This is a genomic window from Nocardioides fonticola, from assembly GCF_039536805.1.
In the GTDB taxonomy this organism is placed as follows: domain Bacteria; phylum Actinomycetota; class Actinomycetes; order Propionibacteriales; family Nocardioidaceae; genus Nocardioides; species Nocardioides fonticola.
Genome location: NZ_BAAAZH010000006.1, coordinates 74,870 through 90,939 on the forward strand (window position 1 = coordinate 74,870; position 16,070 = coordinate 90,939).

The 16,070-nt window shown below is 74.9% G+C and carries 10 protein-coding genes; 6 read left to right on the forward strand and 4 right to left on the reverse strand.

Annotated features, from left to right (window positions below; all coding sequences use genetic code 11):
* Position 1 precedes the first annotated feature (1 nt).
* From ABD671_RS03585 to ABD671_RS03600, 4 genes are all read left to right on the forward strand, one after another.
* Positions 2 to 1,186, forward strand: coding sequence for a sensor histidine kinase (locus ABD671_RS03585; protein WP_344731856.1), 1,185 nt, complete (start codon positions 2 to 4; stop codon positions 1,184 to 1,186).
* Entirely contained in the window at positions 1,183 to 1,875 is a 693-nt protein-coding gene (locus ABD671_RS03590; protein ID WP_344731857.1) for a response regulator, read from the forward strand. Before ABD671_RS03585 ends, ABD671_RS03590 begins: the two co-directional genes overlap by 4 nt.
* Positions 1,876 to 1,986: 111 nt before the next feature.
* Positions 1,987 to 2,985 carry an ABC transporter ATP-binding protein gene (locus tag ABD671_RS03595; protein ID WP_344731858.1) on the forward strand — a complete coding sequence of 333 codons (999 nt, stop codon included), beginning with the start codon at positions 1,987 to 1,989 and terminating at the stop codon, positions 2,983 to 2,985.
* The gene (locus tag ABD671_RS03600; protein ID WP_344731859.1) at positions 2,982 to 3,797 is read left to right on the forward strand and encodes a hypothetical protein; all 816 of its coding nucleotides are present in this window, start codon (positions 2,982 to 2,984) and stop codon (positions 3,795 to 3,797) included. Before ABD671_RS03595 ends, ABD671_RS03600 begins: the two co-directional genes overlap by 4 nt.
* Positions 3,798 to 3,925: 128 nt before the next feature.
* Here ABD671_RS03600 and ABD671_RS03605 read toward each other — a convergent pair whose 3' ends face one another.
* Positions 3,926 to 4,663 (reverse strand): class E sortase, encoded by a 738-nt coding sequence (locus ABD671_RS03605; protein WP_344731860.1) that lies wholly within the window; start codon positions 4,661 to 4,663, stop codon positions 3,926 to 3,928.
* 116 nt (positions 4,664 to 4,779) lie between these two features.
* Between ABD671_RS03605 and ABD671_RS03610 the strand changes: the two genes are divergently transcribed.
* Together ABD671_RS03610 and ABD671_RS03615 are read left to right on the forward strand one after the other, a co-directional pair.
* Positions 4,780 to 5,115 (forward strand): LPXTG cell wall anchor domain-containing protein, encoded by a 336-nt coding sequence (locus ABD671_RS03610; protein WP_344731861.1) that lies wholly within the window; start codon positions 4,780 to 4,782, stop codon positions 5,113 to 5,115.
* Between the two features lie 9 nt (positions 5,116 to 5,124).
* The gene (locus ABD671_RS03615; protein WP_344731862.1) at positions 5,125 to 6,957 is read left to right on the forward strand and encodes a DUF4012 domain-containing protein; all 1,833 of its coding nucleotides are present in this window, start codon (positions 5,125 to 5,127) and stop codon (positions 6,955 to 6,957) included.
* A 25-nt stretch (positions 6,958 to 6,982) separates the two neighbouring features.
* Here the strand turns inward: ABD671_RS03615 and ABD671_RS03620 are convergent, their stop codons facing one another.
* The 3 genes from ABD671_RS03620 to ABD671_RS03630 form a co-directional block, all read right to left on the reverse strand.
* Positions 6,983 to 7,627: a response regulator transcription factor gene (locus ABD671_RS03620; protein WP_344731863.1), complete on the reverse strand. Its 645-nt coding sequence runs from the start codon at positions 7,625 to 7,627 to the stop codon at positions 6,983 to 6,985.
* The gene (locus ABD671_RS03625) at positions 7,615 to 9,366 is read right to left on the reverse strand and encodes a sensor histidine kinase (protein ID WP_344731864.1); all 1,752 of its coding nucleotides are present in this window, start codon (positions 9,364 to 9,366) and stop codon (positions 7,615 to 7,617) included. The genes ABD671_RS03620 and ABD671_RS03625 overlap by 13 nt, the downstream gene beginning before the upstream one ends.
* 170 nt (positions 9,367 to 9,536) lie before the next feature.
* A complete protein-coding gene (locus ABD671_RS03630; RefSeq protein ID WP_344731865.1) occupies positions 9,537 to 15,926 on the reverse strand; it encodes an HYR domain-containing protein in 6,390 nt (2,129 codons plus the stop codon).
* Positions 15,927 to 16,070 lie beyond the last annotated feature (144 nt).

Here is a 16,070-nt window from a genome sequence, read left to right on the forward strand (position 1 = left end):
CGTGTCGCGACCGGGTCTGCCCAGCCGGTCGCATCCGCGCGTCCTCGATCTGGCCGTCGCCCTCGCCGTGCTGCCGACGGTCGTGCCGCCGCCGGCGCAGATCGGCGGATCGACGCCGTTCCTCGACCGTCTCGACGCGCCCGGCATCGCCCTCGTGCTGGCGGCGTGCGCCCTGCTGATGCTGCGTCGGGTCGCGCCGTGGCCGACCACCCTCGCCGTCGGCACCCTCGTGCTCGTCGCCCTGGCCCGGCAGCCTGCCGCCTCCCAGGCCGTGGTGCCGCTCCTCGTGGTGCTCTACACCCTCGGCACCCGCGCCCGGGTGGTGGCGGTCGCCGTGACGACGGCGGTGCTCACCGGCGCCGTGGTCGCCACGCTGCTCGTCGCGGGGCAGGACACCGGTGAGGCCGGGCAGCGCGCGATCATCCCCTGGCTGGGGCTCGCGGCCGCGGTGGGGGTGGCGATCCGGGGACAGCGGGACGCCGTCGCGGCCGCCGAGGCCCGCGCCGAGCAGGCCGAGCAGAACCGCGAGGAGGAGGCCCAGCGTCGCGTCGCCGAGGAGCGCCTGCGGATCGCCCGCGACCTGCACGACGTCCTCGCCCACCAGGTCGCCGTGGTGAACGTGCAGGCCGGCCTGGCCCAGCACCTGCTCGCCACCGATCCGACCGGCGCGGCCGAGGCGCTCGGGCACGTGCGCGCGGCCACCGGCCAGGTGCTGCGCGAGCTCCCCGCGTTCCTCGGGGTGCTGCGCGCCGAGGACGGCGATCCCGGCACCGCGCCGGCCCCGACGATCGGCGACGTCGACGACCTCGTGCACGCGGCCCGGCTCGCCGGGCTCCAGGTGGACTTCCGCACCAGCGGCGATCCCGGCCGCCTCGGCGAGGGCACCGGCCTGGCGGCCTACCGGATCCTCCAGGAGGCGCTGACCAACGCGGTCAAGCACGGCGCCGGCTCCGTCGAGGTGCACCTCGGCCACGGCCCGACCGCGACGGTGGTCGAGGTGGTCAACGCGATCGCCACCACCCCGCGCGCCGGGACTCCGATCTCGGGCCACGGCCTCACGGGCATCCGCGAACGTGCCCACGCCCACGGCGGCACCGCCGAGATCGGACCCGCCGACGGGCGGTGGCGGGTGCGCGTGGCCCTCCCGACCGAGCCGGGTCGCCCCGACGGGGAGGCCCCCGCATGAGCAGCCCGATCCGAGTCGTCGTCGCCGACGACCAGCCGCTGATCCGCAGCGGGTTCGCCGCCCTGATCGCCAGCGCCCCCGACCTCGAGGTGGTCGGGGAGGCCGCCGACGGCGTCGAGGCCCTCGACCTGGTGCGGGCACGGCGTCCCGACGTCGTCGTCCTCGACATCCGCATGCCCCGCGCCGACGGCCTCGCCACCACCCGCGCGATCACCGCCGACCCCGAGCTGGAGAGCGTGCGGGTGCTGGTGCTCACCACCTTCGAGACCGACGACCACATCGCCGAGGCGCTGCGCGCGGGGGCCTCGGGATTCGTCGGCAAGGACATCGACCCCGCCCGGCTGCTGGACGCCGTCCGCACCGTCGCCGCCGGCGAGGCGCTGCTCTCCCCCGCGGCCACCCGCTCGCTCATCCATCGCTACCTCGCGGCCCCCGAGACCGCCGTCCCGGAGGCCCGCATCGAGGGCACCGGGCTGACGCCGCGCGAGCTCGAGGTGGTCGCCCTGGTGGCGCAGGGCCTGGACAACGCCGAGATCGCCGAGCATCTGGTCGTCTCCCCGCTGACGGCGAAGACCCACGTCACCCGTGCGATCGGCAAGCTCGGCGTCCGCGATCGCGCCCAGCTGGTGGTCTGGGCCTACCGCAGCGGCCTCATGGACGGCTCCCCCGAGGGCGGTCCTCGGCGCTGACGCCGGACGGCGCGGCGTCCGCGGCGTCCGCGGCGTACTCCCACGGGAGTAGGTGGAAGTGTCTCCACCGGTACGACGATCGCGACGGCTGCGGCCGAGAGCCTTGGATCCATGATCGAGACCTCCCAGCTGACCAAGCGCTACGGCGACCACCTCGCCGTCGACGACCTCTCCTTCCGGGTCGAGCCCGGCCGGGTCACCGGCTTCCTCGGCCCCAACGGCGCCGGCAAGTCCACGACGATGCGCCTCATCACCGGCCTCGACCGGCCGACCTCGGGCACCGCCACCGTCAACGGCCGCCGCTACGCCGACGCCGCCGTGCCGATGCACGAGCTCGGCGTCCTGCTCGACGCGAAGGCGGCCGACCCGGCCCGCAGCGCCCGCAACCACCTCCGGGCGCTGGCGGCGGCCGGCGGCGTCCCCCGGCGGCGGGTCGAGGAGGTGCTCGACCTGGTCGGTCTCACCGACGTCGCCGACCGGCCCCTCGGCGGGTTCTCGCTGGGCATGGGGCAACGCCTCGGCATCGCCACCGCCCTCCTCGGCGACCCGCAGACCGTGATGCTCGACGAGCCGGTCAACGGCCTCGACGTCGACGGCATCCAGTGGATCCGCCGGCTGCTCACCGACCTCGCCGCCGAGGGCCGCACCGTGCTGCTCTCCTCCCACCTCATGAGCGAGCTCGAGCTCGTCGCCGAGCACCTGGTGGTGATCGGCCGCGGTCGCATCCTGGCCGACACCTCGATGGCCGACTTCCTCAGCGGAGCCGACGAGCACCGCACCCTGGTGCGCTCCCCCGAGGCCGACCGGCTCGCGCGGATGCTGGCCGCGGACGGCGTCGTCGTCTCCTCCGCCCACGACGGCGAGTTCGAGGTGCGCGGCGTCGAGGCCGTGGCCGTCGGCCGTCTCGCCGCCGCCCACGGCATCGAGCTGCACCAGCTCGCCACCCGCGACACCTCCCTCGAGGAGGCCTACCTGCGCCTGACCCAGGACGCCGTCAGCTACGCCGGGCACAGCACCGGGCACGACTCCGGAGCCGACCCGACCTCCGGCGCGACCTCCGGCCCCTCCGCCGACACCACCACGACCGCACTCACCGGGAGCCCCGCATGAGCACCACCGTCGACCTCGTCACCCCCCTGCGCCGTCCGGGCCTCTCGGCCACGCTCCGCTCGGAGTGGATCAAGCTCGCCAGCCTGCGCTCCTCCTGGCTGACCCTGGCCGCCACCGCGATCGTGATGGTGGTCATCGGGGCCGTGGCGGCAGCCGCCTCGGCCTCCGGGGAGGCGGTCGGCGCCCCCGGCAGCGACGGCTCCGACCCGCTCTCGACCGTGCTGACCGGCGCGAACTTCGCGATGCTGATCCTCGGCGTGCTGGGCTGCCTCACCGGCGCCCGCGAGTACGGCTCGCGGATGATCACCACGACGTTCGTCGCCACCCCCCGACGCTGGCGCGTGGTCGCGGCCAAGGCCCTCGTGCTGACGACGGTCGTCGTGCCGGTGGCCGCGATCGGCACCTTCGGCGCCTACGCCGCCGGCACCGCCGTGCTCGAGGGAGCCGGCGAGCCGACCGTCGCGCTGAGCGACTCCGGAGCGCTCGGCTCCCTGCTGGGGATGGTCCTGTGGCTGACCTGCGTCTCGCTCCTGGGCCTGGCCCTGGGCTTCCTGCTGCGCAGCACCGCCTCGAGCATCGGCAGCCTGCTGGGCGTCGTCCTGATCCTGCCCCCGATCGCCGGTGCGCTCCTGCCCGACAGCACCGACGCCGTCCTGCAGGCGCTGCCGAGCAACGCCGCCGCGGCCTTCACCACGATCACCGCCACCGGCGACATCGACATCAGCGGTGCCGTGGGCGTGGTCATCGTCCTCGCGTGGACGGTCGGCCTCCTCGCCGTCGCGCTGCGCCGGGTGGTCACGCAGGACGCGTGAGACCCGGAGGGAGGGGCCGGCGCCGCGACGGCGCCGGCCCCTCCCTGCGTGTCCGGGGTGTCCGGGGTGTCCGGGGTGACCGGGGTGACCGGGGTGTCCGATGCCGTCGCGCCCCGGGCGCCCGCCGGTCAGCCGGCGGGATCGAAGCCGGTCTGGTGGCCGAAGACGACGGTGCGCAGATCGGTGTGGAACAGCTCCGCGCACGTGAGGAGGGTCAGCAGGCGCGGGTCGTCGGTCGGGTCCACCCCCGCCGGGTCGGGGTTGACCGGCCGGGGGTCGAGCACCCAGCCGGCGCTGAAGTCGACGGTGAGCGCATCGCCCGGGGTGTCGATCACGTAGTGGTAGGTGCCCTGCGCGGTCTGGAGGTCGACCTCGTCGCCGACCCGGAGGTCCTTCAGGTGCCGGAACGGCTCGCCGTGGGTGATCACGTGCCCGGCCAGCACCATGTTGCCGCGCTCGCCCGGCATCGCCGTGCCGTCCTGATGCCCGACTCCGGCCGCGAGCACGTCGTCGGAGGTGCCGGCGAGGACCGGCACCTCGTAGTCGGCACCGAACCGCGGTACCCGGAGGATGCCGATACCGGTGCCGACGTCGACCCGCACCTCCTGCTGCCCCTGCGACCAGCCCTGCTCGAGCGACCCGATGATCTCGGCCTGATGCCGCTGGGAGAGCCAGGTGGTGACCCACAGCTGCCAGGCGATCCAGAGGAGGATGCCCACGCCCGCGACGAGGAAGGCGATGCCGGCGATCCGCAGGGCGCGCCGACGCCGCGGCGGGCGGCCCGCGGGACCGTCCGGACCGCCGGCATCGCCCGCACGACCGGCGGCGGGCGGGGGGCCGGCGGGCACCGAGGGAGCGGAGGTCACGCCCCCGAGTGTCGCACCGCGGGGGTGATCCTCGGTCCCACTCTGCGTGATCAGGTTTCATAACCGCCCGGGGGGAGGCACAATGGCGTCACAGCCGCCTCGCCTCAGGAGACTCCGTGCCTCACACCTCGCGCCTCGTCGCCCCCGCCCACCGCCTCGCGCTCCGCGCCCTCGCGGTCGTCGGCGCCCTGGTCTCGGCGCTCATGGCCACGGTCCTCCTCGCCACGCCCGCCCTCGCCGACTACACCGGCCCCTACGTGCCGCCCACCGGCACGGGCCCCGCCAACGGCGGCACCCTGCCCGGCGGCGTCGGCCCGGCCGACGGCCAGAACGGCAACGGCCTGCTCCCGAACACCGGCAGCGAGATCAGCCTCTGGCTGATCGCCCTCGCGCTGGCGCTCGTCGTCCTCGGCTTCGCGCTGCTGCGTCGCTCGCGACGCGCCGCTCTCTGATCGGACGGCGTGACCGACTCCTCGGCGGGGTCGCGTCGCGTCGGACCTGACGGCGTCGAGTACGTCCGGGTCCGGGTGCGCGTCCGGCGCTCCCGACGGCAACGCCGCCGTCGGCGGGCGATCGCTCTCAGCGTGCTCGGCGTCGTGGTCGTCTTCGGCGCCCTGGTGGCCTACGACTCCTGGCGCACCTACCGCGACCTCCGCGACGTCGACGCCGCGACCGCACGGATCGCCGTCAACCTGCGCGCCGGCCAGATCGCGGAGGCGCGGATCGCGGCCGTCGACATCGGCCGCGCCACCGACGACGCCCGGCGGCGCCTGCACCGACCGTGGTGGGCGCTCGCCGCCCACCTGCCCGGCGTGGGCGAGGAGGTCCGCACCGCGCGCGCCCTGGCCGACGCCGCCGTCGACATCTCCCCGACCCTCCCGACCCTGGTCGACGCCACCGGCACCGCCACCGGTGTCATCGACGCCGGCCGCGTCGACACCGCCACCCTCGCGACCCTCCAGGCCCCGCTGGCCGACGCCGACGCGGGCTTCGCCTCCGCAGCACGACGGCTCGACGGGATCGACACCGGCTCCCTGAGCGGACCGATCGGCGAGCGGCTGGCCCGCTCGGTGCAGCAGGTGCGCTCGGCGGCCGCCATCATCGCCAGCGGACGCCAGGCCGCCGACGTCCTGCCCACGATGCTCGCGGGCACCCACCGCTACCTGCTGGTCTTCGACAACAACGCCGAGATCCGCACCTCCGGCGGCCTGCCGGGCTCGTGGGCGCTGCTCACCGCGGTCGACGGCAAGGTCAGCCTGACCACGCAGGGCTCCTCCGGCGCGGTGCCCATCGCGCCCGAGCCGGTGCTGCCGCTCAACCGCGCCGAGGACCGGCTCTTCACCGCGCTCCCGGCCACCGACTTCCGCGACACCTCCTTCGTGCCCGACGCCGTCCGCGCCGCGCGCCTGCAGGCCGCGCTGTGGCAGAGCGGCCCCGGTCGGGTCGACGGCGTCCCGATCCCGCTCGACGGCGTGCTGCGCCTCGACACCGTCGGTCTCTCCTACCTCCTCGAGGGCACCGGGCCGCTGACCGTCCGCGACCTGCGCCTCACCTCGGCGAACGCCGTCGACGAACTGCTCTCCCGCGTCTACGCCACCTACGGCGGGCGCTCCGATGCCATCTACCGCGAGACCACCCGGGCCGTCTTCGATGCGATCACCACGCGGCCGCGGTCGCTGGTGGCGCTGATCTCCGGCTTCGCCCGCGCGCGCGCCGAGGACCGCTTCTCCGCCGTCGGCCTCACCCCGCAGGTGCGCTCGGCCCTCGACGCCGCCGGCGGGGCGGGCCGCCTGACCCCCGCCGCACCCGACGCCGCGACCGCGTTCGTCACCCTCGACGACGGCACGGCGGCCAAGATGTCCTACTACCTGCGCCGCGACACCGAGGCCGAGGTCGACTGCCCCGGCGGCACCCCCACCCTCACCGGCTTCACCCGGCTCTCCCAGACCATCAGCGCGGCCCGTGCGCGCCGGCTGCCGGGCTACGTCAACGGAGCCGGGCTCTACGGGGTGACCGCCGGTCACCAGCAGGTCGTCGTCCGCCTCTACGGCCCGCCGGGCGCCGTCCTGACCGAGGTCGACGTCGACGGCCGCGACGTCACCCCCGAACTGACGACCGCCACCTACGCCGGACGGCCCGCGGTGATCGTGCCGGTCGAGGTGAGCGGTCCGAAGCCGGTGCTGGTGGCGTGGCGCTTCACCGGCGGTCGTCTCGGCGACGACGTCCGCGTCTGGCAGACCCCCTCGATCGTGCCGGGTCCGGGCGTCGTCGACGCCGTCGGCGGCGGCTGCTGAGCCCGACCACGGACGGCGCGGCCGGTCAGGACAGGTAGCGCAGGACGGCGAGCACGCGCCGGTGGTCCTCCGGCTGGGCCGCGAGCCCGAGGGCCTCGTAGATGTTGGAGATGTGCTGGACGACGGCCTTCTCGGTGATGCACAGCCTCTCGCCGATCGCGACGTTGCTGCGGCCCTCGGCGACCAGGCCGAGCACCTCGCGCTGGCGCGGGGTGAGCCCGGCGATGCGGCTGTCGGGAACGGTCGCCCGGGCCACCATCGCGTCGACGACCTCCGGGTCGAGCACGCTGCCGCCCGCGGCGACGCGCCGCAGGTCGGCGACGAACTGGGCGATGTCGCCGATCCGCTGCTTGAGCAGGTAGCCGACCCCGCGCGGGTTGTCGCCGAGCAGGGTGAGTGCGTAGCTGCGCTGTGCGTGCTGGCTGAGCACCATGACGCCGACGCCGGGATGCTGCTCGCGGATCCGCGACGCCGCCTGGAGCCCGTCGTCGGTGTTGCCCGGTGGCATCCGGATGTCGGTGACGGCGAGGTCGGGCTCGAGCGCGGCCACCGCGGCGAGCAGACCCGGCGCGTCACCGACGGCCGCGACCACCTCGAACCCCTCACCGGTCAAGACGCTCTCGAGGCCCCGCCGCAGCAGCACCTCGTCCTCGGCGATCACGACCCGCACGGCACCTCCACGCTCACCAGGCTGCCCGTGCCCGGTTCGCTGCGCACCCGGAAGGTGCCGCCGAGGGCCGCCACCCGACCGGCCATGCCGCGCAGACCCGAACCGGCGCGATCGACGCGTCCGTTGCCGTCGTCGCGCACCGAGAGGCGCAGCAGTTCCTCCTCGACGCTGACCTCGACCTCGATCCGGGAGGCCTCGGCGTGCTTGAGCACGTTGGTCAGCGCCTCGGCGGTGACGAAGTAGATGGCCGTGGCGACCGTGTCGGCGACGACGGCGTCGTCCCCGCTGGCGCGCAGCTCGGCGACGAGCGGCGTGGCGTGCACGAGCTCGTCGAGAGCGGCCATGAGGCCCTGCTCGAGCAGCAGCGGCGGCATGACGCCGTCGACGACGTGACGCAGCTCGGTCATCGCGTCGTCGAGGTGGCCGCGCAGCTGATCGACGCGCTCGCGCCCGGGGCCGTCGGCTCCGACGAGCTCCTGGAGCCGGCCGATCTCCATCGCGGCCAGCACCAGCCGGTTCTGCACCGAGTCGTGCAGGTCGCGGGCGATGCGGCGGCGCTCCTGGTCGCCACCGGCCAGCAGTTGGCGGCCGGCCTCGAGGAGGGCCCGACGGCTGGCCGCCAGCTCGGCGGTCAACCGGTCGCGGTCGATGACGAGCGCGAGGACCCGGGCCGCCTCGGTCACCAGACCGCGGTGCACCGTGCTCGCGTCGTAGACCAGCACGGCGCTCGCGGCGCCGTCCTGATCGGTGTGCACGGCGACGATGCCGCGATGCTCCGAGCCGAAGGGGACGGCGACCGAGGCGCCGTCCGCGTCGACGAACTGCGAGGAGCCGGGCAGCCGGTACAGCACCTGGACGCTCGGGTCGCCGAGCGCGCGTGCGATCGCCTCCTGCGGGGTCGACCGGACCTCCGGGTCGGCGAACCAGCGGCCCAGCTCGCTGACCTCGAAGGTGCGGGCATAGGCCCCGGCGAGCACGGCGATGCCGAAGACGAGCGGGATGCCCACGAAGAGGCCGACCTGGAACCCGAAGCGCTGGAAGACGTTCCACCCGAGCAGCGGAGCGAGCACGTGCGCGCTGATCGGGATGCCGAGGAGCGCGATGAGGCCGTAGCCGTAGACGACCGCGAGCACGCGCCGACGCCGGGCGTCGCGGGTGCGTCGCAGGACGTCGAGGACGACGAGCGCGCCGAGGGCGGTGAGGACGCTGACCGAGGTGGCCTGGACGTCGTTGATGCGGGCCGCCCACTCGGGGTGGCCCTCGATGCGCAGCCAGTCGACGGGCATCTCCACCGGCATCGTGACGTACTGCGGGATCTGCAGGCCGATGGTGACGACGTAGAAGGCGATCACCAGGGGCCGGGCGAACCGCGGTCGCACGTCACCGCCGGGGAAGGCGAGCACCAGGGCGTAGAGCGCCCCGATCGGCGCCTCGGCCAGGGCGATGCCGATGAACATCGCGTACGGGTTCAGCACGTTGCTGCCTGCGGCGGCGAGCAGGAACACGCCCTGCACGACCAGCAGCCAGGCGATCGGCAGGCTCGGACGCCGATGCCACAGCAGGACGCCGACGGCCACCGAGAACAGCCCGGAGAGCGGGAAGGCCGCGAAGAAGTACGGGTAGGGCGGGTGCTGGGCCAGCGCGAACGCCGTCTCGAGGGTCGCGACCAGGGTGGCGACGGCGAGGAGCAGGACGAGTGCGCGATCGAACGGATCACGCACCATCGGGGCACGGGTCATGGGCGACCTTCGCGTGCGATCGGAGGGAGGCTTGGGAGTGGGGGTGGAGCGTCGGCTCCGGAGGGGGGACCGGAGCCGACGCTCCACTATTTTCGCAGATTTTCACCCGTTCGGGCGAACAATCTCGGCGTCGTGGAGACTTTTTGCCTCGGGATCAGGCCGGAACGGGCTCAGGGACCGACGATCCGCACCGTCCGGGTCGTCCGCACGCTCCGGTTCGCCCCGTAGGCCACGGCATAGACGAGCCGGGCCGGGCCACGGGCGTCCGCGGCCGTGCGGACGGCACCGACGAAGGACGCCGTCGCGGCATTCCAGACCAGGCACCCGAGCGGGTCGCCGTCGACGGGCGCGCCGACCACGCGCACCGTCACCGCGCAGTCGCGGCTCAGCGCCCGGGCCCGGGCCGCGCCGATGGAACCGCCGTCGACATCGGTGAGCCGCAGCTCCACCCCGGTCGACCGACCGGCCACCAGCGTGGTGCGATCGGTCGGCGAGAGCACGTCGCGCACGAGCACCCGCAGTCTCGCCCGGCCGACGTTGCCCGCCAGGTCGCGCGCCGAGCAGCGCACGGTCTGCAGACCGGCCACCGAGGTGTCGACGCTGCCGCACCGGGCCGCCGCGACGCCCGATCCGCTGTCGCGGGCACCGGGGGCGACGCTCACCCCCTGCTGCCCGAGCAGGATGCGGCGCACGTTCGCTCGCGGGCGCAGGGTGGGGGCGGTGCGGTCGACGGTGAACGCGGCGCGCACAGCCGCCGTCCGACCCCGGCTGTCGGTGACGCGCACGATGAGGGTGTGCGCGCCCTCGGCGAGCCGGCGGACGTCGAGCGCCCCGCCGAGCGTCACCCGGGAGCCGGACGTCTCCAGGCTCAGTGCCTGCCCCGCGCCGCGCACCCGGTCGATCCAGGCGCGGGCGCCGGTGACGGTGACCCCCTCGGCGAGGGCCTGGGCCGAGCCCCGCACCTCCAGGACGCCGGCGCGCACGAAGCGGGCCAGCCCGTCGAGGCTCACCGACGGGTCGTCGACGGGCGGGGCGACCGTCACCGGGAAGGTGGCGGTGCCGACGTTGCCGGCGGCGTCGGTGGCCGTGCAGGTGACGGTGGTGGTGCCGACCGGGAACACCGACCCGGACGCCGGCACGCACACCGGCGCGAGCACGCCGTCGCCGCCGGGGTCGACGGCGGTGGGCTCGAAGTCCACCACCGTGCCGGCCGCGGTGTCGGCCGTGGCCAACGCGGCGGCGGGCACCGTGACGAGCGGCGCCGTGCGGTCGACGACGAAGGCGAGGGTGCGCTCGGCGGTGGTGCCGGCCGAGTCGGTCACCCGCACGATGAGCGTGTGCCGCCCCTCGGCGAGACCGGCGATGTCGAGCGTGCCGGCGAAGGAGCGCTGCTGCGCACCCGGGCCGAGCACGAGCACGGTGCCGTCGCCGGTGACGGTGTCGACCCAGGCGCGGACGCTCTGCACCGAGAGGGCGGCGGTGGCCGCGAGCGCCGTCCCACCGACGCGCAGGGTCGTCGCGGAGGTGCGGGCGGGCAGGGCGTCCACGCTCGCCGTCGGCGCGGCCGCGCCGCCGCCCGAGCCGCCCGAGCCGCCCGAGCCGGGCGGGGCGACGACGACGTCGAAGGTCGTCGAGGACTCGTTGCCGGCGAGGTCGGCGCTGGTGCAGGTGACCTGGGTGGTGCCGATCGGGAAGACCGACCCGCTCTCGGGGAAGCACGCGACCGGGCTCGGCCCGCCGTCGCCGGCGTCGTCCGCGCCGACCGTGTAGGCGAGGACGACGCCGTCGGCGGTCGAGGCGACGGCGTTGATCGTCCCCTGCGTGCGGAACAGCGGGGCGGTGCGGTCGATGCGGACGGTGCGCACCCCGACCGTCGACTGACGCCCCGCCGTGTCGGTGACCAGGACGCCGACCCGGTAGGTGCCGTCGGGCAGGGACCGCACCGAGCGACGGGCGACGAAGTGCGCGGTGCCCGCATCCTCGTCGATGTCGACCTCGTCGTCGGGGTTCGTCCCGACGCCGGCGTAGTCGGTGGTGGCGTCCAGCGTCGGCGCGATCGCGAGGAAGCCGCCGGCGATGCTCGTGCCGGGCGCGGTCGTGCTGGCCGAGAACTCCACGGGGAGCTCGTCGCCACCGACGACGTCGGGCACGTCGAGGTACTCGCCGGTCGGGGCGACACCGGGCGACAGCACGCTGACGGTGAAGGCGGTGCTCGTCGTGTGCGAGGTGGCGTCGCTGGCCGTGCAGGTCACCACCGTGTCGCCGAGCGGGAAGTACGAGCCGGACGCCGGGGCGCAGGAGGCGGGCCGCTGCCCGTCGACGGCATCCACGGCGGGTGGGGCGACGAAGCGGACGACGCGGCCCTCGTCGGCGGACGAGCTGCGCACGATCAGCGGCGGGCGACTCTCGAACACCGGCCCGCGACGGTCGATCACGAACGTGGCGGTGCGGGTGACCGAGCGACCGCCGGCATCGATGGCGAGGACGGTGAACCGGTGCTCGCCGTCGTCGAGACCGGTGGCCGGCACCGGCAGGCTGAAGGCCTGCGGGGACGCCGTGTCGGCGGGCAGCGCGAGCGGCGTCGGAGCGTCGTCGTCGATCGCGGCCGCGACCGAGCGCAGCCGCGAGGCGCCGCGGGTGACCTGGAAGGCGATGCTGCCGCCCGCGGGAGCGGGCCGGGTCACACTCGGACCGGCACCCGGCGCGTTGACCGCGCCCACCGCGAAGCTGTACTCCGTGGCGTTCCCGGCGACGTCGGTGGCGGTGCAGGCCACCTCCACCGGCGCGGCGAAGGAGAGGTCGAGCGCGCCTGCCGGGTCGCAGGCCACGGCGACCGCGGACGCCGTCCCGGTGACCGGGCTGCGGTCGGTGGCCGAGACCGACGGGGTGAACTCGGCCGAGCCGCTGTCGTCGGCGAGCCCGACCACCGTGTCGCTGGTGCTGTCGGCGGAGAACACCGGTCCGGTGCGGTCGATGACGAAGGGGAACGCCTGGAGCGGTGAGGTGCGGCCGAACTCGTCGATGGCCGTCACGTAGAGCACGTGGCGACCCTCCGCGAGCGGCTGGACGCCGATGGCGGCGGTGACGTCGACGTCGCCGCTGCCGTACTCGCCGGGCAGCGCGACGCCGCCGACCGCGGCGCCCTCGGCGGGACGCTCGTCGATCCACGCACGGGTGCCGATCACGTCGACCGCGGAGGAGGCGACGAGGTGCACCGGGAGCGCGGGACCCGACGTCACCGGCAGGCCGTCGGCGCCGGTGGGCAGGTCGATGATCGAGTCGGCGCCGGCACGTCGCGCGCCGTGCCCGGCGCTGCGGGTCAGGATGATCCCGATCGGCGGCTCGATGATCGGCACCGCGTACGTCGGGTTGGCCGCGGAGATCTCGAGGAGGTCGACGCCGGTGGCGCCGGTGCGGCGGTCGGTGACCTCGACCCGGACGTCGGCGTTGGCCGCGGTGTAGGTGCCGGCCAGGTCGTAGCCGCCTCCGGCCGCGGGCACCAGCGGCAGCCGGGAGCGGCGGCCGTCGGTGTCGGTGAGGGTGGCGAGGTACTGGTCGTCGGTGCCGGGGTCGCTGACGTGGCCGGTGAAGGGCTGCCGCGAGCCGATGACCGGCGTCCCCGCCGGCGGCGGGTCGAGGGTGACGGTCGGCGCGACGTCGGCGATGAGGTAGGGGCGGGTCGCGGTCTGGTAGACGGCCCCGCCGACCGGCTCGGCGACGCCGATGCGCAGGGTGCCGCGGGTGTCGTCGCCGAAGGTGCGGCGGTAGGTGAAGCGGACGCCGTTCGCCGTCGGGGTGAAGGCGATGTCGGAGGGGCAGCCCGTCGAGAGCCGACTGCACGGGTAGAGGCGGATCGCCTCGACGCCGCGACCGGTGTCGACGGTGAGGTTGAAGGGCGTCGACGACGACCCGCTGGTGACCGTGCCGGTGACGACGAGCGGCGAGCCCTCGTCGGCCGTGGCGGGTGTGGTGGCGTCGTCCAGGGCGACGACGGGGACGGCCGGCGTCACCGTGTAAGCGTTGGCGAATCCGTCGCGGCGTCCGGCACGGCCGTCGGTGACGAGGACGTCGACCTTGGCGGCGCCGACGGGCGCCGAGGTGCGGGTCGCCACGAACCGGCGGGTGGCGCCGGTGGCCTGCCAGGAGACGTCGGCGGCGCACGGCGTGGTCGTGGGCGAGCAGGGGTAGGTCGATCGCGTGGTCACGCCGCCGCCCCAGTCGACCACGACGGTCGTGGTGTCGTTCGCGTCGGGCTCGGTGACCACGCCCGAGGCGCGCAGGACGCCGCCGTAGCGGGTCTCCAGGCCGGTGCAGTAGGTCTTGTCGGCGGCCGCCGAGCCGCACTGCAGGGCGGGGGCGAGCCGGAAGGGGGCCTCGAGGACCGTGGTGGTGAGCTCCCGCGCGACGACGCCGACGCCGTCGTCGAGGCGCGCCCGCACCCGGTAGCTGCCGGCGACGTCGAAGGATGTCGTCAGCTCGGGCGTGCCGGTGGCGGCGGTGACGAAGCAGCTGGGCAGCGGCTGGGCGAGGCTCGGCGCGATGCGGTCGGCCGGCAGCGCACCGATGCAGGGGTCGACGACCCTGCCGGCGACGATCGAGGGGTAGCGCTGCACGGCCCAGGTGACGGCGAGCGGGTCGCCCTCCTGGTCGGTCGGGCGGACCCGGTAGCGCACCGGCGTCTGGGCGGCCTCGACCCGGGTCGGGCCGTCGATCGGGTCGACCTTCGGCACCTGGTTCTCCACGAGCTCGACGCTCAGGGTGGAGGTGTCCGGGGAGCCGAGCGGGGCACGCCGCATCCGCAGCGCGCTGGTGACCTGGCAGCCCGACGTGGTCGCGCCGGTGCAGGATGTCAAGGATCCGTCGACCACCACGGAGTCCCACACCCACTTGCCGCCCTGGCGCAGCCGGTAGGCGCGGCGCTGCACGCCGGCGGGGTCGAGGTAGGACAGGGAGATCGAGGGGACGCCGTCGGTGACGAAGTAGCCGCTGCGCAGCGAGGTGGTGTGCTGCTTGCCGTCCCAGCCGACCGCGGTGAAGGAGGCGGCACGCGTGCCGTCGACCCGGAACGCGCCGTCGTCGTAGCGCCGCGGCGGCACCGCGGACGGCGTGGGGTCGTCGCCGTGCTGCAGGCCCAGCCAGCTGCTGGTCATCGACAGGATCGTGGCCAGGCCGTTCTGGGTGGTGGCGAGCGAGGCGACGTCCGGCGTCGTGGTCTTCGCGGTGGCCACGGCGCTCTGGAACTGCTCACGCAGCTTGTCGCGGCTCATGAAGTCGGTGATGGAGTAGATCAGGATGATCAGCGAGACCGCGATGATCGCTCCGACCGGGCCCGCGAGCGTGGCCAGCCAGGTCTGGGAGGCTCCCGCGATCGAGGAGGCGAGGCCGAGCTCGACGAGGCTCTGCGCGACGTACGGGGCGATCGCGCCGATGATGGCCTGCGAGGCGGCGGGCGCGAAGGCCGAGATGCCCAGCATCGTCGCGCCGACCGCGCCGCCCACGGCACCGCCGGCCAGGGTCGCGGCCAGCGCGGTGGAGATCTGGCCCTGGACGCCGGCGACCTGGGGGTCGGTCAGGCCGACGTTCGCGGCCGCCGTCCCCCATTTCACGAACTCCTCGGCCGAGGGGTACTTCGGCAGCGCCGAGAACAGGGTCGAGAGCGTGGCGTTCTTGCGGCAGTTCGGCCATCGGCCGCCCGAGCCCGGGTAGTCGGCCTGGTAGGGGGCCGGCGGGGTGTAGGTGCACGACCCGTAGCCGTTGTCCTTGTCGAACGTCGTGAACTCGGCGAGGGTCTGTTGCGCGACCGCGATCTGGTAGCGCTTCATCACCTGGGCGAACCACTCCACGATCGTCGCCTCGTCGGCGGTGCGCGTGGCGGCCGGCGTGACCAGGGCCTTCACCAGCGTCAGGTAGAGCTGGGTGCGGACCTCGCCGCGCGCGGCCTGGAGGGCGAGGGTGCGGTCGGCCACGAGACCGCGGGTGGCGATGACCTCGTCGACCGCCTTGTCCTGCAGGCGGTTCCAGGCGTCGCACTGGGCGCGGGTGGTCTCGAAGTAGCCCGACACGTCGCTGACCGGATAGAGCACGCACGGCGTGACGTCGGCGGTGCCCTCGTCGATCGACCCGGTGGTGCCGACGCCGGAGATCTGGGGGAAGGGTTCGCCCTGGCTCTGCTCGGTCGCCGAGGTCGGGAAGATCAGCCCGTCGGTCGAGGGGATGTTCAAGGAGAGTCCCGACAGCGAGCCGAGCGCGAGGGCGGCGTCGGCGCTGGAGGTGAGCGGCAGGGTGATCGTCGTCCCACCCGAGCTCCCCGAGCCGCCCGAGCCGCCCGAGCCGGTGTCCGTGGCGGTGGCCGGGGCACCGGTGGTCCCGCTCGGCGCTGTGCCGGTGGGCCGGTACTGCGACGCCGAGGCCCCCCCGATGTACCCCCCGTCCTGCCCGCCGGCCACCGCACGGATCCGCCGTGCGGGCGGCGCCGGGTCGGCGGACGCCGGCGCCGGGAGTCCGTAGAGCACGGAGGCGAGGCAGAGAAGGGCGACGGGCAGGCCGGTACGTCGGACCACGGGGAGCTCCGGGGGTGTGGGGGGAGAAGAGCATCACGACGCTAGTGACGCTGCGACACCCCCCGACAGGGAGCCAGGCCCGGTCCGCCGGGCCGCCGACAGGACCCAGGTCCGGTCCAGACGACTGGACCGGAGCGTGCCCCT